Source organism: Streptomyces sp. ICBB 8177, from assembly GCF_003144095.1.
Taxonomy (GTDB): Bacteria; Actinomycetota; Actinomycetes; order Streptomycetales; family Streptomycetaceae; genus Streptantibioticus_D.
Genome location: NZ_NSKH01000002.1, coordinates 385,606 through 407,029, shown reverse-complemented (window position 1 = coordinate 407,029; position 21,424 = coordinate 385,606). Strand labels below are relative to the sequence as shown.

The window sequence follows — 21,424 nt, the reverse complement described above, 5'->3', positions numbered from 1 at the left end:
TGGCGGGGTTGTGTAAACCCACCAACTCTGCCTGACGCAGAGCTGGCGCGACCGCACGGCGGCCGGTCCCCGCATCGTCTCTCAGGGCGTGGACCCGGTATCTACCGCGGACCATGCGCGAGAGGACAGCTCTCGGCGCTCCCGGACACAGCCGGGAGGCGCTACCAGGCGGCGGAAAGGCCCGGCCGTGGGATCCACGGTCACGAAGAACCACACCGAGCGGAACGGCTCCGGTACGGCCCCGGGCGCGACGGCGCTGTCCGCGCTGCCGAACGGCCCCGGTGCGGACGACAGCACGGCGCGCGCCGGATACGGGCGGCTGCTGCGCACCCCGCATGCCCTGAGCTTCCTGCTGCCCGGCTTCGCGGCCCGGCAGCCGTTCGCCATGCTGACCATCGGCATCGTGCTGCTGGTCCAGCACACCACCGGCTCCTACGGCTCGGCCGGCACCGTCTCGGCGGTCACCGGCGTCGCCATGGCGCTGTTCGCCCCGCAGAGCGGCAAGCTGGCCGACCGCTTCGGGCAGACCGCGGTGCTGGTGCCCGGCGTGATCACGCACGCCGCCTCGGTGATCCTGCTGACCGTGCTGGCGCTGGGGCACGCCCCGCTGTGGGCGCTGCTGCTGGCCGCGGTCCCGGCCGGTGCCTCGGTGCCGCAGGTCGGCCCGATGGTCAGGGCCCGGTGGGGCGCGAAACTGGAGGGCTCGCCGCTGATGGCGACGGCCGCCGCGTTCGAGTCGGTCACCGACGAGTTCACCTTCGTGATCGGCCCGGTGCTGGCGACCGCGCTGTGCACCTCCGTCCACCCGGCCGCGGGACTCCTGGCGGAGGCGGCGCTGACGCTGGTGGGCGGCCTGCTGTTCGCCGCCCAGCGCCGCACCGCGCCGGTCCCGCGGCGCTCGGCCGGGCACAGCGACGGTCGCACGCACGGCTCGGCGCTCGCGGTGCCGGGCGTGCGCGTGCTGATCGCGGTCTTCCTGGGCATCGGCGCGGTCTTCGGCGGCATGCAGGTCTCGCTGACCGCGTTCACCGAGTCCATCGGGCGCCCCGGCATCAACGGCGTGCTCTACGGGATCTTCGCGGCCGGGAACATGCTCTCCGGCGTGGCCTGCGGCGCGGTCCGCTGGAAGACGGCGCCCCGGCGGCGGCTGCTGATCGCCTATCCGCTGCTGACGCTGGCCTGCTCGGGCCTGTGGGCGGCGCACGCCGTGCCGCTGCTGGGGGCGATCGGGCTGCTGGTCGGGCTGTGCATCGCGCCCTCCCTGATCACCGGCTACACGCTGGTGGAGTCCCTGGTCGCGCCCGGCGCGCGCACCGAGGCGTTCACCTGGCTGACCGGGGCGGTCGCGCTGGGCCAGGCCGCGGCGGCCACCGTCGCCGGGCGGCTGGCGGACGGCTTCGGGGCGAGCGCCGGGTTCCTGGTACCGCTGGCGGGCACCGCGCTGGCGCTGGCCGTGCTGACGGCGCTGCGCGGCCGCCTGGCGCCGCGCGCGCTCTGACCCGTACGCGGACGCCGCGGACGGACCGGCCCGTACACCGACGGTGGTCTCGGTCACCGTGCGCCCGCCGCAGTGGACTGACGGGCCGGAATGCTGCACTATTGAGCGTCGTTAGCACTCATTGAGTGAGAGTGCCAGGAGGAGCAAGTGCCGACCTACCAGTACCAGTGCACCGAGTGCGGCGAGGGCCTCGAGGCGGTGCAGAAGTTCACCGACGAGGCACTGACCGTGTGCCCGAGCTGCGACGGGCGCCTGCGCAAGGTGTTCTCCGCGGTGGGCGTCGTCTTCAAGGGCTCCGGCTTCTACCGGACCGACAGCCGCGGCTCGTCGTCCAGCGGCAGCCCGGCGAAGTCCGCCGGCTCGGGCTCGTCGGAGAGCAAGTCCTCGGAGAGCAAGTCCTCGGACAGCTCCTCCGCCAAGAGCGAGTCGAAGCCCGCCGCCCCGGCCGCCTCCGGCAGCTCGGCGGCCTGAGCCGAGGGCCGGCCGCGCCCGACCGCACGCACGCGCACCCCGGGTCTTACGGCCTGGTGACGGACCCCGCGGGACAGACCCCGCGGGGTCCTCGGCGTGCCCGGGCCGCCGTTAGGGTGACGGCATGACGTCACGCAGCAGCGCACCGGCCCCGCTGGCCGGGATCGGGGTCATCGGCGGCTCCGGCTTCTACTCCTTCCTGGACGACGTGACCGAGGTCGTCGTCGAGACGCCCTACGGCCCGCCCAGCGACTCGGTCTTCGTCGGCGAGGTCGCCGGACGCCAGGTGGCCTTCCTGCCCCGGCACGGCCGCAAGCACCACCTGCCGCCGCACCGCATCAACTACCGCGCCAACCTCTGGGCGCTGCGCTCGCTCGGCGTCACCCAGGTCCTCGGGCCGTGCGCGGTCGGCGGCCTGCGCCCCGAGTTCGGGCCCGGCACGCTGCTCGTCCCCGACCAGCTGGTGGACCGCACCAAGCAGCGCCGGCAGACCTACTACGACGGCGAGGCGCTGCCGGACGGCACGGTGCCCAATGTCGTGCACGTGGCCTTCGCCGACCCGTACTGCCCGGTCGGGCGCCGGATCGCGGTGCGCACCGCGCGGGCGGGCGGCTGGGACGCGGTGGACGGCGGGACGCTGGTGGTGGTCGAGGGGCCGCGCTTCTCGACCCGCGCCGAGTCGGTGTGGCACGCGTCACAGGGCTGGTCGGTGGTCGGCATGACGGGGCATCCCGAGGCGGTGCTCGCCCGCGAACTCGGCCTGTGCTACACGTCGTTGACGCTGGTCACCGACCTGGACGCGGGGGCCGAGACCGGCGAGGGGGTCTCCCACGAGGAGGTCCTGCGGGTGTTCGCGGACAACGTGGGAAGGCTGCGGACCGTACTGTTCGACGTGGTGGGCGCGCTTCCGTCCGCCGCCGACCGCGACTGTTTGTGCGCTCACGCGTTGGACGGTCTTGACACCGGTCTGCCCGTGGCGTGAGCCGCCGGGGCGGCCGGCACCCACGACACCAGCGGACACGAGGGATTTCTCAGCAGTGAGTACGGAGAACGGAAGCGGCAGGCCGCCCGGGCTGATGGCCGGGTTCAAGGCGTTCCTGATGCGGGGCAACGTCGTGGACCTGGCGGTCGCGGTGGTGATCGGCGCCGCGTTCACCGGGGTGGTGAACTCCGTCGTCAAGGGGATCATCAACCCGGTGGTGGGCGCGTTCGGCACCACCGACCTGGACAACTACAAGTCCTGTCTGAAGGGTCCGTGCATCGCGGGACACGGCGTCACCCTGGCCTGGGGCTCGGTGCTGGGCTCGGCGCTGAACTTCCTGATCACCGCGGGCGTCGTGTACTTCCTGATGGTCGCGCCGATGGCCCGCTTCCTCGCCATGCGCGCGGCGCGCAACGCCAAGGCCGAGCAGGAGCAGGCGCAGAGCCAGGCGGAGTCCGAGGCCGCCGAGATCGTGCTGCTGCGGGAGATCCGCGACGCGCTGGTGGTACGCCAGCGCGACGGGCGCGAGACGCTGGTGGAGCCGCGCGGCGGGCAGGACGCCTAGCCGGGCGCACGGGCTCACAGGTGGTGCGGCGGCTTCTCGTCCAGGAAACGGGCGAGATCGGCCGCCGCGTCGCCGCCCGGCCGCTCGCCCCACGCCTGATCGGTGTCGTCGGCGGCGGGCCGGTCCAGCGGATCGTCGAAGACCAGCGCGGAGGGACCCGGTTCCGAGGGCTCGGCGGGGGTCGGAGGCGTGCTCATGCCTCAAGCGTACGCAACAGGCGTGCTCATGCCTCAAGCGTACACAACAGGGCCGACAGGCCGCCGTGGTCTCGCGGCCGCCTCGGGACCGACAAGGCCGCCGTGGTCCCGCCGCCGCCTCGGGGCCGCCGTGAGCGCCGCCGCGTCGTCGGGAGCGCCGCCCGCACCGCCGGGACGACAAAGCCTTCGTAAAAACACATCATCCTCACACGTCGAGCCGACCCCCAGGTTGCTCGCCCCACGGCCCGCTTGCCAGGATCGGGGGGCTTGAACCGGTCGGACGAGACAACGGGGGACGCGCATGGGCGGTCATATCAAGGTCGATACGAACGAACTGCGGACGATGGGCAGCACGATGGCCACGCTGCGGTCCGACTTCGAGCACGGCAGCGACCTGGTGAACTCCTTCAGCGGCTACCTCGGTTCGGGCGAACTGTCCGACGCGCTCGGCGACTTCAGCACCGACTGGTCCAAGAAGCGCGACGAGCTGTGCAAGAACCTCCAGGACCTCGGCACCTGCGTGACCAAGGCCGCCGAGACCTACGACGGTGTCGACAGCCACCTGGCGAGCGCGCTGCTGAAGGCCGAGAAGAGCGCCGAGGGCAAGGGCGGAGCCGCGAAGTGAGCCACCACGACTTCTCCGGCATCGACTGGGACACCGTCCGCTACGACGACCCGAAGCTCGTCCCCGGCGACCCTTACGAGGTGGCGATCCTCGGCAAGAAGATGCAGGACATCGCCTCCATGATCGAGACGCAGGCGGGCAACCTGCGCAACCTGGTCGACGGCACCGGCTGGGACTCCGACGCCGGACGCGCGTTCCAGAAGAAGGTGGGTGACACCGCCGACCTGCTGGCCAAGTCCCAGAAGCGGTACGCGGCCGCCGCCTCGGCCCTGGGCACCTCGATCTCGGGCAAGGGCTGGGCCGGGGAGCTGGAGAGCCTCCAGGCCGAGGCCAAGAGCATCCTGGGCAAGCTCAAGACCGCCTACGACGAGGACAACGCCAACCAGAAGAAGATCACCAACGCGCCGTCCCACACCAGCGCTGCGGACCTGAAGCAGCTGCACAGCCAGAAGCAGCAGTCCGAGGGCGACCTGACCACCTGGCAGAACAAGCTCGGCGGCGTCCTCGACTCCCGCGACACCCAGGCGCACAACGCCGCCCAGGCGATCCGCGACGCCATCGACAACGACGGGCTGAAGAACCCGCCGCACCACTGGTGGGACGGCTGGCAGGACCTGGTGGCCGACATCGGCCACTGGGCGGGCGTGGCCGCCGCGTTCCTCGGCGTGGCCGCGCTGCTGCTGTCGTGGGTGCCGGTGTTGGGCGAGGTGCTGGGCGCGCTCGCCGCGATCGCGTCGGTGGTCGCCCTGGTCTGCGACACGGTCTCCGCGCTGGACGGCAAGGGGACCTGGCTCGACGTGGCGATCGACGTGGTGGGTGTGCTGTCGTTCGGCGCGGGACGCATACTCGGCGAGGGCGCCAAGACAGCTGAGGTCGCGGCACGTGGCATCGACACGATGCAGGAAGCCGGCCGGACGGTCGAATCGCTGAAGAGCCTTGGCATCAGCAGCGAGGAAGCCTGGGATGTCGTCCGTTCCGTCAAGGGAGCGGAGATGGACAAGGCCCTCGACGCAATGAACTCGCTGAAGGAGAACCCGGTCAAGCTGCTGCCCAATCTCAAGTCCATGGCCGGCAAGGCGCTCAACCCGAAGGTCTACATCGACGCGATCAAGGCTGCCCGTGGGGAGTCGGCGGAGGCGGTGTCCACGTACTTCAAGACACTGAACCCCGCACGAACGCTCCCGGAGGTCGCCAGCTCGCCGTTCAAGACCGCTGCCATCAAGGGTGGCATCGCCTACTTCTCAAGCCAGGCCGGCCCTCTGCTGGCGGGCTGGGCCAACCTGCAGGCGACCAACGAGCCGTCCAACTGGATCACTGGCCCCAACGTGTTCGGCGATCTCGGTGTCAAGTCCATACCCGGGGTCGGGGCGAACGGCATCCCCGGGCTCAACGGCCACTGGGTCCCCCAGGACGGCTGACCGGATCGCAGACCGACGTGATCAGAGACTCCCGGCCTCCGAAGTGGAGCGCACCCGTGCGTAAGAAGACCCCTCTCCCCTCGATCGACGAGCTTCTCGCTTCGACCTCCGAGGTCCACCTCAAGATGCTTGAGATGGGCGGTTACTCGGCAGACAAGCTGCGCGAGATGGGAGCCTCCAGGGATGGCGCTCAGCACGCGCGGAACATGCTCACGATGTTCCCAGAGGAGGAAGCGCCCGACGACGGGACCACAGCCGCGTTGCTGGACTCGCTGTCGGAGGAAAACCGCGAACGGCTGGCCGCCGCCACCGGCTTCAGCATCGACAAGTTGCGCACGTTGTGTGAAACCGGATACGGCATGAGTTATCTACGCAGGCTGCTGGTCGAGCACACCGATGTGCTGGGGGCACCGGGACAGTCGCCCAGGCGGCGCGAGGCCAAGCGGATCCGTTACCTGACCGAAGGCCATCCGGACGGCCCCGGAGCCCGCGCGATCGTGTCCGGATGGCTGATCACGCTGGCCACCGCGCTCGTCGGGCTCGTGCTGTGTGCGGTACTGACCGTGTGGATCGGCGCGTTGGCGATCATCGTGGCACTGCTCTACTTCGCCATCGTCCTCTCGTGGGCGAACAGGAAGATCCGTTCCTCGCCGGGATCGGGAGCGGCCAGAGCGATGCTCCTGATCTCCTTCGTGGTCATCGCCGCCATGGTGCCGTTCCGCACTCAGGACTGGTACCTCGCCGCTCGCGGCGTGCAGGCGCAGGCCACCGTCGTCGCGCCGATGACGACCTGGTCGCACGGGCACAAGGTCCAGTACTGCAAGGTGCGCCTGCCCAACGGGTCGGTCCAGCGGACCGAGAGCAACGACAGCACCTGCACCACCGCGATCGGCACGACCGCGACCGTCGTCTACGACCCGTCCGGCTGGTACGGTCCCCGCTTCGGGACGTCGTCCGGCAACAACGTCGACATCAGCGGCGGTGTCGCCGTCGCCGCCCTCGTGGCGCTCCTGGCGGCCCCGGTGTGGGCCATCGCCGCCGCGCGCAGAAGGAAGACCCACACAAAGTGATCACGCACGACTCCGCCGGGCCCCCCGCCCCGCCAACCGACTTCAGGCTCGCCGTGCCCGAGGGCTGGGAGCGGATCGCCTTGGACCCGGAGCGCTGGCCGCACCGGATCGACAAGCTGGTCAACCGGGCCTTCCGGGGCACCGCGGGCACCCCGCAGCTGCGCATGAACGTGGCCGAGCGGCTGTGCGAGCAGGCCAGGGCCGCGCACGCGCGCGGCGGCGTCGAGATGTACCTGTCGATGCTGTCGGTGGACGGCGTCCCGCTGTCCGCCGGGCTCGTCGTCACCCTGCTGCCCGCCCCGGCCGGCGGCGCGGACCTGGAGCGGCTCGGCGTCGCGAAGGGGGCGGCGGGCGAGGACGTGCGGATGGTCGAACTGCCGCTCGCCGGGCCCGCGTTGCGCACCCGCCACCGCCGCGTACCGGAGGCCGACGACCCGGACGGCAACAAACTCCCCGTCACCCACGTCGACTTCCAGGTCGCGGTCCCGGACACCGAGGCGCACCTGCTGCTGTCCTTCTCCACCCCGATGGAGCCGCTGGCCGAAGCACTGGTGAAGCTCTTCGACTCGATAGCGATGACCCTGCAATGGATGGCCTGATGCCCGGCTCACTCACCGTCTCGGTCGGCGTTCCGGGCGGCGCGGTCGAACTGCCGCTGGCCCTGCCGACGGACGAACTCGCGGCCTGGTCCGAGGAGACCGCGCGCGAGCGCCTCGGCCCCGAGGGCGGGGCGGAGGCCGTCGCCGAGCTGGCGAACGCGTTGCACGAGGCGACCTTGGACGCGCGCCGGCGCGGACCGGTGACGGCGCTGTCGTTCTGCCCCGACCCGGCGCTGGGCGAGACCGCCCGGTTCGAGATCTCCCTGGTGGCACCGGACGCCGAGCGGCCCGAGCTGACCGTCAGGGCGCTCGCCGACTTCCTCGCGACGCCGACGGAGCGCTCGATGCACCCTGCCACGGTGGACTACGGCGACCTGCCGATCGGCCCGGCCGTGCGGGTGCGGCACCAGTACGTCGTGGACCGGCAGCCCACGCGAAACGCGGGAGCCGGCGACGACGCGGGCGGCACGGGGCAACCGGACGGCGACGACGAGCCGGGGGAGGGCGTCATCGTGCAGACCGTGGCGTACGCGGCGCTGCCGCCGGGCAGCCGCAAGGCGGTGCTGCTGTTCGGCAGCTGGCAGGCGCTCGCGCTGGACGAGCGGCTCAGCGACCTGGTGGACCGGCTGGCGACGACGCTGCGCCTGGAGCCCGCCGACGGCTGACCGTCCGGCGGGCGCGGCGCACCCGGGCGGGCCTCACCCCGGCCTCCTGGCCCTTACGCCGCCTCGTAGGCGAAGCCGGTGTCCTCGGCCATCCGCTTGAGTTCGAGCAGCGCGTGCTTCTCGATCTGGCGGATGCGCTCGCGGGTCAGGCCGTGCTGCTTGCCGACCTCGGTCAGCGTGCGCTCCTTGCCGTCCTCCATGCCGTAGCGGGCACGGATGATCGACGCGGTGCGGCCGTCGAGGCGGCCGATCAGCTCCTCCAGCTCCTCGCGGCGCAGCATCACCAGCACGGAGTCCTCCGGCGAGGCGGCCGAGGTGTCCTCCACCAGGTCGCCGAACTGCGTCTCGCCCTCGTCGTCCACCGACATGTTGAGGCTGACCGGGTCTCGGGCCCAGTCCAGCACGTCGGCGACGCGCTCCGGGGAGGCGCCCAGCTCGGCGGCGATCTCCCCGGGCTCCGGCTCACGACCGTGTTCGCGGTTGAACTCCCGCTGCACCCGGCGGATGCGGCCCAGCTCCTCGACCAGGTGGACCGGCAGCCGGATGGTGCGCGACTGGTCGGCGATCGAGCGGGTGATGGCCTGGCGTATCCACCAGGTCGCGTACGTCGAGAACTTGAAGCCCTTGGTGTAGTCGAACTTCTCGACCGCGCGGACCAGGCCGGCGTTGCCCTCCTGGATGAGGTCGAGCAGCGGCAGACCGCTGCGCGGGTAGCGGCGGGCGACGGCGACGACCAGCCTCAGGTTGGAGCGGATGAAGACGTCCTTGGCCCGCGCCCCGGCCTCGGCTATCGCGCGCAGCTCCTCCTCGCTCGCGCCGTCCGCCGTCTCGCCCGCGTCGAGCAGCTGCTCGGCGAAGACACCGGCCTCGACGGCCCGGGAGAGTTCCACTTCCTGCGCCGCGTCCAGGAGCGGGGTCCGCGCGATCTCGTCGAGGTACATGCCGACCAGATCGCGGTCGGCCACCTCACCGCCGGTGGCGCGAACACTGCTGGGCCCGTCGTTGCGACGGCGGGCGACGGCACGGGTTGCCATGCGTGCTCCCTTGCGTGGTTCGGTCGCGTACATCCCTTGTGGGTCCTTGGGAATCCGGGTGCCCACTCAGTTGGAAACAACGACTGGAATCAGGACAGAATTCCCAAGTCGAGGTCTGATTTTCCGGATCTTGCAGTATCCTCCGGCGCCCAGCCCCCCGACGCCGCCCCGGAGAAACGATGCCCGGCACCACGAATCCCCAGCTCAGGCCCGGCACGGCGGACGACCTGCCGCAGCTGACCGCGCTGTACAACCACTACGTCACTCAGACGCCCGCCACCTTCGACACGGTTGCCTTCTCCCCCGAACAGCGGCAGGCATGGCTGTCGCACTACGCGGAGCACGGTCCGCACCGGTTGTTCGTGGCGCAGGACGGCGGCGGCGGCCTGCTGGGGTACGCGACCTCCAGCCCGTTCCGCCCCAAGCCCGCCTACGCGACGTCGGTCGAGACCACGGTCTACGTCGCCCCCGGCGCGGGCGGGCAGGGCGTCGGCACGCTGCTGTACGAGGCGCTGTTCGCCGCGCTGGCCGGGGAGGACGTGCACCGCGCCTACGCGGGCGTCACGCTGCCGAACGAGGCGTCGGTGCGGCTGCACGAGCGCTTCGGCTTCCGCCGCTGCGGCGTCTTCGGGCAGACCGGCCGCAAGTTCGGCCGCTACTGGGACGTGGCCTTCTACGAGAAACCGCTGGACTGACCGGAATCCGTCCCCTGGGCCGTCCTCAGCGTCGCCAGGGCAGGTCCGCGCCGCTCCGGGGGGCCAGGTTCTCGGCGACCGTGCGCATGATCTCGCCGAGGGCGGCCGTCTGTTCCGGGGTGAGGCGGTCGAAGAGCGCGCCGCGCACCGCCTCGACGTGGCCGGGGGCCGCCTTCTCCAGTGCCCGCATGCCTTCCTCGGTGAGGACCGCGACCTGGCCCCTGCGGTCGGTGGCGCAGTCCTCGCGGCGCACCCAGCCGTCCTCTTCCAGCCGGGCGACGGCGTGCGACAGACGGCTTCGGGTGATCTTGGAGCGTTCGGCCAGCTCGGTCATCCGCATCCGGCGGCCGGGCGACTCCGAGAGCCATACCAGCAGGCTGTAGTAGGTGTGCGGCATGCCGGCGTCGCGCTGGAGCTGCCGGTCGACGTGGTCGGACAGCAGCTGTGTCGCGGCCATGTAGGCCCGCCAGGTCCGCTGCTGCTCCTTGTCCAGCCAGCGCGGTTCGGTGGTCGCCATGTCTCCAGCGTACGACCGCTTGAAGCTTCAAAGACGCAGGTGGGCCCCGCTTCCCCGAGGAGACGGGGAAGCGGGGCCCGGTGATCCGTACCCCTGCGGCGCGACCGGCGCGCCGGGGCGGGGACGGACCGGTGCGCCGTGACCGGAAACGGATCAGTGCGCGATGACCGGGATCGGCAGGTCCTCCGCGTCCTGGAGGGCCTTGTCGCCGCCGGAGGCGACGGGCGTGCCGCCCTGGTGCCCGGTGTTGATGAAGGTGAAGGCGATCGTCGAGGAGACCAGCAGGATCGCCACCGCCCACCAGATCGCGGAGGAGTAGCCGTGCACCATGGCCTGGAGCTTGACCTGCTGGGCGGCCGCGGCGGTACGGGCGCCCGCCAGGTGCGAGGCGGCGTAGGCGGTGGTGGCGCTGGCCGCGATCGTGTTGAGCAGCGCGGTGCCGATCGAGCCGCCCACCTGCTGCGAGGTGTTGACCATCGCGGAGGCGACACCCGCGTCACGCGGCTCGACCCCGTAGGTGGCCAGGCTCATCGCCGGCATGAACGCGGTGCCCATGCCCAGGCCCAGCAGGATCTGGCCGGGCAGCACCAGGCTCGCGTAGGAGCTGGTGACCGAGATCTGGGTGAGGATCAGCATGCCGGCCGCGGCGACCAGGAAGCCCGGGCCCATCAGCCAGCGCGGTGCGACCCGGGTCATCAGCCGGGCGCCGATCTGGGTGGAGCCGGTGATCATGCCCGCGATCATCGGCAGGAACGCGAGTCCGGTCTTGACCGGGTCGTAGCCCTTGACCACCTGGAGGTAGTAGGTGAGGAAGAGGAACAGCCCGAACATGCCGATCACGGCGAGGCCGAGCGAGAGGTAGACACCGCCGCGGTTGCGGTTGGTGACCACGCGCAGCGGCAGCAGCGGTGCGGCCGTGCGGCCCTCGACGAGGGCGAAGGCGGCGAGCAGCACGACCGAGGCGACGAACAGCGCGATGGTCGAGCCCGCGCTCCAGCCGTTGGTCTCGGCCCGGGTGAACCCGTAGACCAGGGAGACCAGGCCCGCGGTGGCCAGCAGGACGCCGGGGATGTCGAGGCGGTTGCGGTTGCGGGCGCCCTCGGGCTCCCGGATCACCACGAGCGCGCCGGCCACCGCGATGATGGCGAACGCGACGTTGACGAAGAGGGTCCAGCGCCAGTTGAGGTGCTCGGTGAGCAGGCCGCCCAGGATCAGGCCGACCGCGCCGCCGCCACCGGCGATGGCGCCGTAGATGCCGAACGCCTTGGCGCGTTCCCTGGCCTCGGTGAACATCACCGACAGCAGCGACAGGGCGGACGGCGCGAGCAGCGCGCCGAAGGCGCCCTGCAGGGCGCGGGCACCCAGCAGCATGCCGGTGTTCACCGCGGCGCCGCCCAGCGCGGACGCGCCGGCGAAGCCGAGCAGGCCGATGACGAAGGTGCGCTTGCGGCCGACGAGGTCGGCGATGCGGCCGCCGAAGAGCAGCAGGCCGCCGAACGCGAGCGTGTAAGCGGTGATCACCCATTGCCGGTTGCCGTCGGAGATGCCGAGGGCCTTCTGCGCCGAGGGCAGCGCGATGTTCACGATGGTCGCGTCGAGGACCACCATCAGCTGGGCGAGGGCGATGAATATGAGCGCTTTCCAGCGCCGGGGATCGGGCAGGGTCAGGGAGCCGGGCATGGGTGGAACCACCTAAGTGCGGAGAAGTCGGGAAATGACGTGCGAAGTCGGCTGCGGCAGCGCGCGTGCTGCGGCATGGGGTTCGGCAGGTGCTACGTAAACAACAGGTCGTGCGGGGACGAATCAGGGCGTACGCGATCCCGGGCCCGGCGTCTGCGGCGGGCCGGTCGCGTCAGCGGGGACCGGGCGCGTGCGGCGCCCGTGTCATCGGCGGGTCACGAGGACCGTCGTAGGGCCTCCAGCGTCGCGGCGCTCCCCGGCAGCACGGACGCGGCCGGGGCCCGCAGTCCGTCGAGGAACACCTGAAGGTGGCGGTGGACGAAGTGGTCGATGTCGACGCAGGCCGTTCCCGGCAGGGGCCGGGTCAGCTGGGAGAGCGCCAGCATCAGGTCTCCGGCGGCGACGTCGGGACGGACCTGGCCCGCGGCCTGCGCCCGGTCCACCAGCGCCTCGACGGCACGGGTCAACCGGTCGCGCACGGCGAGCAGTTCGGGTTCGTCGCGGTCGAACGCGCCGGACAGCAGGGAACACAGCGCGCCGACGCGTTCGTCGGCGGCCTGGTGGGTGAAGTGCCGCAGCGCCTCGAAGGCGTCCGGCTCCTCGTCGAGCAGACCCTCGGCCCGCGCGGCGACGCGGCCCATCACCGACAGCGTGACGGTGCGGATCAGGTCGCGCCGGTCCGCGAAGTTGCGGTAGAGGGTGGCGTTGCCGACCCCGGCGCGGCGGGCGATCTCGTCCAGCGGCATGTCGGGGCCGTGCTCGACCAGCGCCTCGCGGGCGGCGGTGACGATCCGCTCGCGGTTGCGCGACGCGTCCGCCCGCATCCGCGACGGCTTGGCCTTGACGGCGACACTGCCCACGATGGCGCTCCTTTCCCGTGAACCGTATGCGGTGCGATCCGGGGAACGCATCCCCATTTCGCTTACGTACGGTGTAAACGGGGAAGGCATCCCCGGATATTTCACGGGCGCGATGTGACCTGCGTCACATTCTAGCGGGAGCCGAGGGGGCCGCGAAGAGCGCGTGCTTGCGCACCGCGGGCAGCGACGCGGCGTAGCTGACCAGCACCCCGCCCGCCGCCCAGGCGGACAGCACCCACCACGCGGTCGAGGTGCCGTAACCGCCGAAGTAGGCGTAGTTGCGCACCAGCGTGGTCGCCGCGCCGGACGGCAGCGCCTGCCCGATCGCCCGCCAGAACGGCGGCAGCAGCGTCGAGGGGTAGACGCCGCCGGAGCTGGGGTTGCCGAAGACCACGAAGACCAGCAGCGACAGGCCGATGCCCAGCTGCCCCAGCAGTACCTGGAACGCCATGCCGGTGGCCGCCGCCGCGAACGTGGTGAGCACCCCGATCCACCACAGCGCCACGAAGTGGCCGGTCAGCGCGGAGAACAGCGGATCGACGATGATCGCCCCGCCGAGCCCGGACAGCAGCGAGACCACCGCGAGCGAGCCCAGCCGGATGCCGACCCGGTGCACGTTGGAGGGCCGCGCGCCGAAGGACATCGCGAGCGCGGCGGAGGCCAGGTACCCGCCGATGACCAGGCCGACGACCAGGTAGAACGAGCTGAGGCCGCGGCCGTCCGCCGCGTTCGGCGGGCGGATGTCGGTGATCGCGACGGTGCGCCGGTTGGCCTGGTCGGTCTTCTGGAGGATCTGGGTGACGGTCTGCGCGACCGAGGGGCCGCCCGCGGAGGCCAGCAGCAGGCGGTCGGTCGTGGTGCGCGGGTTGACGACGAACGCGGCGTCCACGTTCCGGTGCAGGATCATCTGGCGTGCCGCCCGCATGTCCGCCGCCGCCGTGGCCCGTACCGGCTCGCCCTGGAGCGCGTTGAGCCCGTTCACCACCTGGCTCTCCGCCTGGGCGGGCGCCACGACGGCGACCGGGATGCGCTGCGGGGTGGGCGAGTGGAAGGCGCCCAGGTAGGAGACGATGAACGCCATCTCGATGACGAAGATGCCGATCAGCAGCAGCGCGGCACGTCCGCTGACGGCGTCCTTCAGTTCCCCGAGGAAGCCCCGCGAGGAGCCCCCCGGGTCATAGGGGGCGCGGGAGTCACGGGAGGCGCGGGCCTCGCCGCCGTCCGGGCCCTCGCCGCCTGCGCCGTCCGCCATGTGCGCCACGTCAGGACTCCGCGGTGTCGTCGCCGGAGGCGCCGCCCTGCGCGTCGCCGCCCGCCGCGAGCGCGGCCTGCCGCCTGCCGATGACGACCGAGGCCGCCGCCGCGCTGGCCGCGAACGCCGCCGCCGCGACCCACGGCCGGTCCAGCACGTGGCAGGTGGCGTGGTCGAGGGAGTAGCGGCCGGGCCCGGCGATACCGATGCCGGCGGCCACCGTGCCGACCAGGCCCGGCATCTCGAACCCTCCGTTGGCCGCGAAGAAACCGTTGGGCAGGTGGAAGGAGATCGCGGAGGCCATCGTCCCGGCCGCCGCCGCGCCCGCCGCGGGCGTCGCCAGGCCCAGCGCCAGCAGGGTGCCGCCGCCCGTCTCGCCGAGTCCGGCGGCGACCGCGCTGGGGCGGCCCGGCTTGAAGCCCATCTGCTCCATGCCCTGGGCGGTGCCCTCGATCCCCGGACCGCCGAACCAGCCGAAGAGCTTCTGCGTCCCGTGCGCGAACAGCACGCCGCCCACGGCCAGACGCAGGGCGAGCAGTCCGAGGTCCTTGCGGTGCGACATGGCGGGTCCTTCCCCGAGTGAGGTTCGAAAGGGGCCAGTTGTTCCACTGTGCGCCTGCCCGGGCCGTCGCGCTCCTAGTGTTACGCCATGCTGCGTATCGCCAACTGCTCAGGCTTCTACGGAGACCGGCTCTCCGCCGCCCGCGAAATGGTCGAAGGCGGCCCCCTCGACGTGCTCACCGGCGACTACCTCGCCGAACTCACCATGCTCCTGCTGTGGAAGGCCAGGCAGCGCGACCCGGACGCCGGGTACGCGCTCTCCTTCCTCGCCCAGATGCGCGACGTGCTCGGCACCTGCCTGGAGCGGGGCGTCAAGGTGGTGGTCAACGCAGGCGGCCTCAACCCCGCGGGCCTCGCCCGGACCTTGCGCGAACTGGCCTCGGCCGCCGGGCTCGCCCCCCGCGTCGCCCACCTGGAGGGCGACGACCTGATGCCCCGTCTGACCGAACTGCGCGCGGCGGGCGAGGACCTCGCGCACCTGGGCACCGGCCGCCCGCTGGCCGGCGCGGGCGTCGAGCCGGTGACCGCCAACGCCTACCTGGGCGCCTGGGGCATCACGACCGCGCTGCGCGCCGGGGCGGACGTGGTGATCTGCGGTCGGGTCACCGACGCCTCGCTGGTCGTCGGCCCGGCGGCGTGGGCGTACGACTGGGCGCTCGACGACTGGGACCGGCTGGCCGGCGCGGTCGCCGCGGGTCACGTCATCGAGTGCGGCGCCCAGGCCACCGGCGGCAACTTCAGCTTCTTCACCGAGATACCCGACCCCGTCCGGCCCGGCTTCCCCATCGCCGAGCTGCACGAGGACGGCAGCAGCGTCATCACCAAGCACCCCGGCACCGGCGGCGCCGTCACCACGGAGACCGTCACCGCCCAGCTGCTCTACGAGATCGAGGGGCCGCAGTACCTCGGCCCCGACGTCGTCACCCGCTTCGACACCCTCACCCTCACCCAGGAGGGCCCGGACCGGGTGCGGATCGCGGGGGCGACCGGCGAGCCGGCCCCGGAGCGGCTGAAGGTCTGCGTCAACTACCGCGGCGGCTACCGCAACAGCGCCACCTTCGCGCTGGAAGGACTGGAGACCGAGGCCAAAGCGCGGTTCGCCGAGGCGTCGCTGCTGGACGCGGTGGGCGGCCCGGGGCGGTTCGCGCAGTTCGACGCGCGGCGCTCCCCCACGGGCGACCGGCTGACGGTGACCGTCAAGGACGCCGACCGGGACGCGGTGGGCCGGGCGTTCTTCGCCGCGGTCGCCGAGACGGGCCTGTCCAGCTACCCGGGCCTGCACCTGGAGCACGCCTCGCCGCGCGCCACGGAGTACGGCGTCCACTGGCCCGCGCTGGTCGCGGCGTCCGCCGTACGGCCCGAGGTGGTGCTCGAGGACGGCACCCGGCTCGCGGTGCCGGAGCCGCCGCGCGAACCGTTGCGCCGCGACGGGCGCGGACACGCGATCGCGGCGGTGCACGACGAACCGCTGGTCCGCGTTCCGCTCGGCGCCCTCGTCGGGGCCCGCTCGGGCGACAAGGGCGGCGACGCCAACCTCGGGGTCTGGGCACGCGACGAGCGGACGTGGCGGTGGCTGGGCTGGTACCTGACCACCGACCGCCTGCGGGAGCTGCTGCCGGAGACCGCAGGGCTCGACGTCGAACGCCACTGGCTGCCGAACCTGCGGGCGGTCAACTTCGTGGTGCGCGGCCTGCTGGGCGACGGGGTCGCCGCCTCCACCCTGGCCGATCCGCAGGCCAAGGCGCTCGGCGAACGGCTGCGCGCGGTCCGGGTGGAGGTACCGGCGGGGCTGGCGGCGGCGGGCGCGAGGGCCGAGGACCACGCTTTGCCCACGGAAGGGCAAAGCGGCGGGCAAGACCGCGCCTGATCGCTGTGGAACGGCCCACACCACCGGGTTTCCCGGCCGTCGCGGCGCCCCCGCCTGCTTAGGGTGAACCCGCCCCGCCCGCCGTGAGCGGCCGGGCGCACCAAGCACCGAGCGGTACGCGACGGACAGCACGAGGGGAACCCGGACCGTGGACAACACCATCCTGCACAAGGCGATTTTCCTGCTGCGCGACTGCCACGAGTCCGAGCAGCAGGTCGTGGCCCGCCTCAAGGACTACTTCCCCGAGATGTCGCTGGGCGAGCGCGAGCGGTACACCAGCGAGGCGTGGGACATGGTGCACGGCAAGCACGCCGAGATCTGACGGCCGCGAGCCGGAACGCGTAACGGAACCGGTGGTGGGGCATACGTGCCCCACCACCGGTTTCTCGTTCTTCGTCGCACGGCTCGCGGCGTTCGGCGGGCGGACCGCCGATCGGCGCACAAAGATGGGCGGTGACCACACCGACGCGGGGCAGGCGCGAGGACGAGACCAGCCAGGCCCGAGAAGGGACGGACACCGTGGCACGACCCAGGATTCTGGTAGTGGGCGCCGGCTTCGCCGGGGTCGAGTGCGTACGCCGGCTGGAGCGAAGGCTCTCGCCGGGCGAGGCCGACCTGGTGCTCGTCACGCCGTTCTCCTACCAGCTGTATCTGCCCCTGCTCCCCCAGGTGGCCTCCGGCGTCCTGTCCCCGCAGTCGGTGGCGGTCTCGTTGCGCCGCAGCGGGAAGTTCCGCACCCAGATCATCCCGGGCGGGGCGATCGGCGTGGACACCAAGGCCAAGATCTGCGTCATCCGCAAGATCAGCGGTGAGATCCTCGACGAGCCGTACGACTACATCGTGCTGGCCCCCGGCAGCATCACCCGCACGTTCGACATCCCCGGCCTGATCGAGAACGCGCGCGGCATGAAGACGCTGGCCGAGGCCGCCTACATCCGCGACCACGTCATCGCGCAGCTGGACCTGGCCGACGCCAGCCAGGACGAGGCCGAGCGCGCCTCGCGCCTTCAGTTCGTGGTGGTCGGCGGCGGTTACGCGGGCACCGAGACGGCCGCCTGCCTGCAACGGCTGACCACCCACGCGGTCAAGAAGTACCCGCGGCTGGACCCCCGGCTCATCAAGTGGCACCTGATCGACATCGCGCCCAAGCTCATGCCGGAGCTGGGCGACAAACTGGGCGCCAGCGCGCTGGAGATCCTGCGCAACCGCGGCATCGAGGTCTCCCTCGGGGTGTCGATCGCGGAGGCCGGGCCGGACAAGGTGACGTTCACCGACGGCAGGGTGCTGCCCTGCCGCACCCTGATCTGGACAGCGGGCGTCGCCGCGAGCCCGCTGGTGGGCACCCTCGGCGCGGAGACGGTGCGCGGCCGGCTCGCGGTCACCCCGGAGATGACGGTGCCGGGATCGGGCTACGACGGCGTCTTCGCGCTGGGCGACGCGGCCGCCGTGCCGGACCTGGCCAAGGGCGACGGGGCGGTCTGCCCGCCCACCGCGCAGCACTCCATGCGCCAGGGCCGCCGGGCCGCCGAGAACGTCATCGCCTCGCTGCGCGGCCTGCCGCTGCAACCGTACGTCCACAAGGACCTCGGCCTGGTGGTGGACCTCGGCGGGCGCGACGCGGTCTCCAAGCCGCTCGGCATCGAGCTGCGCGGGGTGCCCGCGCAGGCGGTGGCCCGCGGCTACCACTGGTCGGCGCTGCGCACCGGCCCCGCCAAGACGCGCGTGATGACCAGCTGGCTGCTGAACGCGTTCGCCGGGGACGACTTCGTGCGCACCGGCTTCCAGGCGCAGAAGCGGGCCTCGCTGGTCGACTTCGAGTACATGGACGTCTACCTGTCGCCGGAGCAGGTCCGCGAGCACACGGCCTCGGTCATCGCCCGGCAGGGCTGAGCGCCGCCCAGGGCGCGTCCGCCGCGACCTTCAGGGCCCAGCCGACCAGCGGCGCCTGGAGCGGCAGCCGGGCGTAGGCGGCGGCCTTGAGCGGGGCGGGCCGCCCCCGCCAGTCGCGGGCCATCTTGACGTTGGCCGGGAAGACGGCGGTGAGGAACGCGGCGGCGGCGAGCCCGCCGAGGCGCCGGGTGGCGGGCAGCGCGACGGCGGCGGCGAGCCCGAGTTCGGCGGCGCCGCTCAGGTACGTCCAGGTGCGCGCGCTGCCCGGCAGCGAACGGGGCACGATCGCGTCGAACTGCCGGGGCGCCGCGAAGTGGCTCACGCCCGCCGTGGCGAACAGTCCGGCGAGCAGTCGTGCGGAACGCGGCGCACGCGCCATCGTCGACCTCCGGTGAGGGGGTACGCACGGGCCGGGCGCCCGCGACGCCGCCATGTTACCGGCGGTAGCCCCAGCTGTCGCGGCTCCGGCCGACCGCCGTCGCGCCGACCCGCCGCGGGCGGTCGGGGGGGCGAACCGTGTGTGTCTCAGGCCGGCCGGTAGTAGTACCCGTCGCCGTTGGCCGGGCCCACATTGTGCTGGATGCCGTTGCCGTTGACGGTGGAGTAGGACGGGTCGAGCGTCGAGTAGCAGGAGCCCGGGTTGGGGCCGACGAGGTTCGCGGTGCCCACGTCGGTGCGGCTGCCCTGGTCCTGCGTGGACGTCACCTTCGCCTCGTACCCGCAGCCGTTGACCGGGAAGTCGCCCAGGCGGACCGCGTTGAGTCAGGACCCCGTGCGGGTCCGGGTCAGCAGTCCTTCGGCGAAGGCGCGTGCCGCGTGCAGGTCGTCGGCGTCGGGCCGCGTCTTGTTGATGCCGCCGACGAGCTTGAACGGAGGCCAGGTGTCGTACCCCCGGCAGGCGAAGGTGTCGGCGACCTGGAATCCCTTGTCCTCCAGGAGCCGCACGAGACCGCGGGTGTAGGGCCGGAACCCGGGTTCGGGCAACCCGCTGGAGGAGAAGACGAACGCCCCACGTCGTTCGCCGCGCGGGAGCGACCGGACGAACTGGCGCAGGCGGGGGTGGAAGTTCATCGAGAAGATCCCCGAGCCGAATCCCACGAGGTCGTAGGTGAACAGCCCCCCCACGTCGACCTGGTCGGGGTCGAGGACGCGGGCGTCGAGGACCTGGCCCATGGCGTCGGCGATCCGCCTGGTGTTGCCGTGCGACACGGAAGTGCACACGATGAGCGTCTTCACGATGGTGCTCCTGCGGTTGTCCGGATGGGAGTCCGTTCGGACCCGGGTCGGGAGATCGGCCCGACACCGTGAGGACACCGCCCGACCGGCAACCGTGACACCCCTGGAGTGTGACCCCGACCACATCGAGGTGAGCGCGTCCGCAGCCTCCCGTCGATCGTCAGGCGCGGCAACGCAGCATCGTCAGCGGCGGGTTGGCGTGGAGGCCGGCCCAGAAGTCGGCGCCGAAGGCATCGCGCTGTGAAGCGGGATCGGAACGATCCCGTGCGCGAGGCCCGCAGGCGGATCGGGCGCGGCGCCGCCGGAGCGAGCCCCCGGGCCCCGGGCCCGACCCCTTCTCCGCCCCTCGCCTCGCGCAGCACCCTCCCCTATCCGCTAACCTGTCCTCGGCCGCCTGTGACGGCGACCGAGGACGTTGCCGCGTAACGAGACGATCACACTTGGTGCTGACGTCAGTGACGCGAGCAAGCCCCGCCTCCGTAGCTCAGGGGATAGAGCACCGCTCTCCTAAAGCGGGTGTCGCAGGTTCGAATCCTGCCGGGGGCACCAGGCGAAACGCCCCCGGACCGATCATGGTCCGGGGCGTTTGACATCCACTTTTGGCATCAACGCGAGCGGTCAGCCGCGACCAGGGCGCCGCTTTCGCAGTAGCCGATCCATGTGACTCATGGCTTCGCGCTGGGTGTCCTGGACGACGTGGGTGTAGACGTCCATGGTGATGCTGATCTGGGAGTGACCGAGAATCTTCATCACGACGCGGGGCGCGACTCCGGCCGCCGTGAGGAGCGTGGCCGTGCCATGGCGAGCGTCATGCAGCCGGATGACGCGGAGGCCGGCGGACTGGGCGACGCGGGTGAAGGAGCGGTAGAGGTTGCGCGGCTCGACCGGGCGGCCGGTGCGGGTGGTGAATACGTAGGTGGACTCCTGCCAGCTCTCCCCCGCCTTGGCACGGGCAGCCACCTGCCACATCCGGTGCCAGCGCAGGGGCGCGATGCAGAGCGCGGGAAGCGGGACCGCACGCGACGGCGGCTCTTGGGGTCGTCGTCGTAGAGGACGCCACGGCGGCGCTGCATCTGCTGGCGGACGTAAAGGACGCGGTTGTCGAGGTCGAGGTCAGACCAGCGAAGGCCGACGATCTCGCCCCGGCGGAGGCCCATGGCGATAGCGAGCACGAAGGCCGCCTAGAGCGGATCCTTGCGGGAGGCCGCGAGGAAGTCGAGCGTCTCGTCGAGGGTCCAGGGCTTCAGTTCACGGTTGTCGGTGCGGGGCGGCTCGACGAGCTTGGCGACGTTGCGGGTGATCAGTTCTTCGCGGCAGGCAGAGGACAGCGCCGACCGCAGAACTCGGTGCGACTCCTTGGCGGTTGCGGCGGTGGTCTCCTTCTCCAGGCGGACGAGGAACCGGCGCACGTCAGCGACGCCGAGGGACTCCAGCCGCTTGGCACCGAGCAGGGGCACCAGGTAAAGCCGTACGTGCGCCTCGTACTTGTCGTACGTGCTGAGCTTCCGCCGGGGCTTGATGACGTTGTCCAGCCAGTACGGCAGCCATTCGGAGAGCTTGGCCGACTTGGTGGGTACGGGCACGCCCTGGTCGACCTTGTCAAGGCGGCTCGCTACGCTCACCGCGCGCAGGCCCGGCCCCCGGCCGGGCCTGCGCTCCTGTCTGCGCCCCGCTCCAGCCCGGCCGGCGCCCGTGCCGCGCTGATGGCATGCAGTTGCCTGATGCCAGAGAAGGAGTACGTC

Annotated in this window: 23 protein-coding genes, 1 tRNA gene and 1 pseudogene; 14 read left to right on the top strand and 11 right to left on the bottom strand. The window is 72.0% G+C overall.

Annotated elements, in window-relative coordinates; genetic code table 11:
• The first annotated feature begins 265 nt into the window (after positions 1-265).
• The 4 genes from CK485_RS02235 to mscL all read left to right on the top strand — a co-directional run bounded on the left by CK485_RS02235 (position 266) and on the right by mscL (position 3,516).
• Positions 266-1,498, top strand: coding sequence for an MFS transporter (locus CK485_RS02235; protein WP_241968096.1), 1,233 nt, complete (start codon positions 266-268; stop codon positions 1,496-1,498).
• 147 nt (positions 1,499-1,645) lie between these two features.
• Positions 1,646-1,969, top strand: a complete 324-nt coding sequence (locus tag CK485_RS02230; RefSeq protein WP_109446229.1) for an FmdB family zinc ribbon protein — start codon at positions 1,646-1,648, stop codon at positions 1,967-1,969.
• Between the two features lie 124 nt (positions 1,970-2,093).
• Positions 2,094-2,951 (top strand): S-methyl-5'-thioadenosine phosphorylase, encoded by an 858-nt coding sequence (locus CK485_RS02225; protein WP_109446227.1) that lies wholly within the window; start codon positions 2,094-2,096, stop codon positions 2,949-2,951.
• 94 nt (positions 2,952-3,045) lie between these two features.
• The gene (gene mscL, locus CK485_RS02220; RefSeq protein ID WP_109446225.1) at positions 3,046-3,516 is read left to right on the top strand and encodes a large conductance mechanosensitive channel protein MscL; all 471 of its coding nucleotides are present in this window, start codon (positions 3,046-3,048) and stop codon (positions 3,514-3,516) included.
• Between the two features lie 14 nt (positions 3,517-3,530).
• On the opposite strand, the gene CK485_RS02215 is transcribed toward mscL, so the two are convergent.
• Positions 3,531-3,713 (bottom strand): hypothetical protein, encoded by a 183-nt coding sequence (locus tag CK485_RS02215; RefSeq protein WP_109446223.1) that lies wholly within the window; start codon positions 3,711-3,713, stop codon positions 3,531-3,533.
• A 301-nt stretch (positions 3,714-4,014) separates the two neighbouring features.
• Between CK485_RS02215 and CK485_RS02210 the strand changes: the two genes are divergently transcribed.
• The 5 genes from CK485_RS02210 to CK485_RS02190 are packed head-to-tail and all read left to right on the top strand — an operon-like array spanning position 4,015 to position 8,090.
• Positions 4,015-4,338, top strand: a complete 324-nt coding sequence (locus CK485_RS02210; protein WP_146214478.1) for a hypothetical protein — start codon at positions 4,015-4,017, stop codon at positions 4,336-4,338.
• Positions 4,335-5,756 carry a putative T7SS-secreted protein gene (locus tag CK485_RS02205; protein ID WP_109446219.1) on the top strand — a complete coding sequence of 474 codons (1,422 nt, stop codon included), beginning with the start codon at positions 4,335-4,337 and terminating at the stop codon, positions 5,754-5,756. The genes CK485_RS02210 and CK485_RS02205 overlap by 4 nt, the downstream gene beginning before the upstream one ends.
• 56 nt (positions 5,757-5,812) lie before the next feature.
• Complete coding sequence (locus CK485_RS02200) at positions 5,813-6,826, top strand: hypothetical protein (RefSeq protein WP_109446217.1); 1,014 nt, start codon at positions 5,813-5,815, stop codon at positions 6,824-6,826.
• Positions 6,823-7,425 (top strand): hypothetical protein, encoded by a 603-nt coding sequence (locus CK485_RS02195; RefSeq protein WP_109446215.1) that lies wholly within the window; start codon positions 6,823-6,825, stop codon positions 7,423-7,425. Before CK485_RS02200 ends, CK485_RS02195 begins: the two co-directional genes overlap by 4 nt.
• Positions 7,425-8,090 (top strand): hypothetical protein, encoded by a 666-nt coding sequence (locus CK485_RS02190; protein ID WP_109446213.1) that lies wholly within the window; start codon positions 7,425-7,427, stop codon positions 8,088-8,090. The genes CK485_RS02195 and CK485_RS02190 overlap by 1 nt, the downstream gene beginning before the upstream one ends.
• Positions 8,091-8,143: 53 nt before the next feature.
• Here the strand turns inward: CK485_RS02190 and CK485_RS02185 are convergent, their stop codons facing one another.
• Positions 8,144-9,124 (bottom strand): sigma-70 family RNA polymerase sigma factor, encoded by a 981-nt coding sequence (locus tag CK485_RS02185; RefSeq protein WP_109446578.1) that lies wholly within the window; start codon positions 9,122-9,124, stop codon positions 8,144-8,146.
• Positions 9,125-9,303: 179 nt separating this feature from the next.
• Here CK485_RS02185 and CK485_RS02180 point away from each other — a divergent pair, with 179 nt between their 5' ends.
• Positions 9,304-9,819, top strand: a complete 516-nt coding sequence (locus CK485_RS02180; protein WP_109446211.1) for a GNAT family N-acetyltransferase — start codon at positions 9,304-9,306, stop codon at positions 9,817-9,819.
• 25 nt (positions 9,820-9,844) lie between these two features.
• Here the strand turns inward: CK485_RS02180 and CK485_RS02175 are convergent, their stop codons facing one another.
• The 5 genes from CK485_RS02175 to CK485_RS02155 form a co-directional block, all read right to left on the bottom strand.
• Complete coding sequence (locus CK485_RS02175) at positions 9,845-10,336, bottom strand: MarR family transcriptional regulator (protein WP_109446209.1); 492 nt, start codon at positions 10,334-10,336, stop codon at positions 9,845-9,847.
• A 153-nt stretch (positions 10,337-10,489) separates the two neighbouring features.
• On the bottom strand, positions 10,490-12,016 hold the full coding sequence (locus CK485_RS02170; RefSeq protein ID WP_109446207.1) for an MFS transporter: 1,527 nt from the start codon (positions 12,014-12,016) through the stop codon (positions 10,490-10,492).
• A gap of 215 nt (positions 12,017-12,231) precedes the next feature.
• Positions 12,232-12,840 carry a TetR/AcrR family transcriptional regulator gene (locus tag CK485_RS02165; protein ID WP_241968095.1) on the bottom strand — a complete coding sequence of 203 codons (609 nt, stop codon included), beginning with the start codon at positions 12,838-12,840 and terminating at the stop codon, positions 12,232-12,234.
• A gap of 160 nt (positions 12,841-13,000) precedes the next feature.
• Positions 13,001-14,128, bottom strand: a complete 1,128-nt coding sequence (locus CK485_RS02160; RefSeq protein WP_109446576.1) for an ABC transporter permease — start codon at positions 14,126-14,128, stop codon at positions 13,001-13,003.
• A 10-nt stretch (positions 14,129-14,138) separates the two neighbouring features.
• Positions 14,139-14,690, bottom strand: a complete 552-nt coding sequence (locus CK485_RS02155; protein ID WP_109446203.1) for a DoxX family protein — start codon at positions 14,688-14,690, stop codon at positions 14,139-14,141.
• An 87-nt stretch (positions 14,691-14,777) separates the two neighbouring features.
• Between CK485_RS02155 and CK485_RS02150 the strand changes: the two genes are divergently transcribed.
• The 3 genes from CK485_RS02150 (at position 14,778) to CK485_RS02145 (ending at position 18,446) form a co-directional block, all read left to right on the top strand.
• Entirely contained in the window at positions 14,778-16,556 is a 1,779-nt protein-coding gene (locus CK485_RS02150) for an acyclic terpene utilization AtuA family protein (RefSeq protein WP_109446201.1), read from the top strand.
• Between the two features lie 148 nt (positions 16,557-16,704).
• Complete coding sequence (locus CK485_RS28940; protein WP_199239201.1) at positions 16,705-16,878, top strand: hypothetical protein; 174 nt, start codon at positions 16,705-16,707, stop codon at positions 16,876-16,878.
• A 197-nt stretch (positions 16,879-17,075) separates the two neighbouring features.
• Positions 17,076-18,446, top strand: a complete 1,371-nt coding sequence (locus CK485_RS02145; RefSeq protein ID WP_109446199.1) for an NAD(P)/FAD-dependent oxidoreductase — start codon at positions 17,076-17,078, stop codon at positions 18,444-18,446.
• Here the strand turns inward: CK485_RS02145 and CK485_RS02140 are convergent.
• The 3 genes from CK485_RS02140 to CK485_RS02130 all read right to left on the bottom strand — a co-directional run bounded on the left by CK485_RS02140 (position 18,427) and on the right by CK485_RS02130 (position 19,682).
• Positions 18,427-18,825, bottom strand: a complete 399-nt coding sequence (locus CK485_RS02140; protein WP_109446197.1) for a MauE/DoxX family redox-associated membrane protein — start codon at positions 18,823-18,825, stop codon at positions 18,427-18,429. The two genes, CK485_RS02145 and CK485_RS02140, sit on opposite strands and share 20 nt — an antisense overlap.
• A gap of 146 nt (positions 18,826-18,971) precedes the next feature.
• Positions 18,972-19,151: a hypothetical protein gene (locus CK485_RS02135; RefSeq protein ID WP_109446195.1), complete on the bottom strand. Its 180-nt coding sequence runs from the start codon at positions 19,149-19,151 to the stop codon at positions 18,972-18,974.
• Positions 19,152-19,208: 57 nt separating this feature from the next.
• Positions 19,209-19,682 carry a flavodoxin family protein gene (locus tag CK485_RS02130; RefSeq protein ID WP_109446193.1) on the bottom strand — a complete coding sequence of 158 codons (474 nt, stop codon included), beginning with the start codon at positions 19,680-19,682 and terminating at the stop codon, positions 19,209-19,211.
• A 473-nt stretch (positions 19,683-20,155) separates the two neighbouring features.
• Here CK485_RS02130 and CK485_RS02125 point away from each other — a divergent pair.
• Positions 20,156-20,231, top strand: a tRNA-Arg gene (locus tag CK485_RS02125).
• Positions 20,232-20,300: 69 nt separating this feature from the next.
• Here CK485_RS02125 and CK485_RS02120 read toward each other — a convergent pair.
• Positions 20,301-21,280: pseudogene (locus CK485_RS02120) on the bottom strand (site-specific integrase); the annotation flags it as partial.
• Between the last annotated feature and the right edge of the window lie 144 nt (positions 21,281-21,424).